This window comes from Bacillus sp. SRB_8, from assembly GCF_003264205.1.
Taxonomy (GTDB): domain Bacteria; phylum Bacillota; class Bacilli; order Bacillales; family Bacillaceae_G; genus Bacillus_A; species Bacillus_A mycoides.
The window spans coordinates 1-668 of the sequence record NZ_NADT01000137.1 but is presented as its reverse complement, the minus strand read 5'-3'; the positions used below and the strand labels follow the sequence as shown (position 1 = coordinate 668).

1 rRNA gene is annotated in these 668 nt (G+C 32.8%); it reads right to left on the bottom strand.

Annotated features, from left to right (window positions below):
* Positions 1-134: 134 nt before the first annotated feature.
* Positions 135-255: ribosomal RNA gene (gene rrf / locus B5P40_RS32250) — 5S ribosomal RNA — on the bottom strand.
* Positions 256-668 lie beyond the last annotated feature (413 nt).

The following is a 668-nucleotide window of genomic DNA, read 5'->3' as shown; positions in this document are numbered from 1 at the left end:
AATCAAAACCATCATGATCCTAAACTATTTCGACAACAAAACGACCATAAAACCATTATACAACGACCGTAAAAACATAAAAAATCATAAACCATAATTGAATTCGATTCTCAAGTCACGCAAAAAAAATCAAAAGGTTACGTCACCATCCGGTTCCCAGCTGGTCCCCCACGCCAGTACTAAGAAGGCCAAACACTTGTTGACTTCGCAATTCGGAATGAGATACGGTACATTGAGTGTTGTATGAACGTAACCGAAGGGAACAATCTGGAAGTTGTACTTGTATGCGACTTGCATAACTTTAGATAAATTAATTGAAAAAGCACAAAGTTTCTTCATTTTTCCAGATAATTCTAAACAAATTCTCCACAATCGGTACGTCTATCAAGCCAATTATTACGAGCTAGGGTTTGTAAATTGGCCAACAGAGCAACAAAGTTTACATTGATTATTCATATTATCCATAATGTTTCTGACTTTTTCACAAAAGTCACATTGATTTGCAAAATATTTTCATAGATTTTATCAAAGTTCTGACAAAAAAAAATCACATTAAATGTGTAAAATAATTCAGAAAGTCTAATAACAATCTGACACTTCAGCAAAAATCACATTAATTGTAGATATTACTCCAGTTTCAAAGAAGTTTTGCCTGTTTCATTAAAATA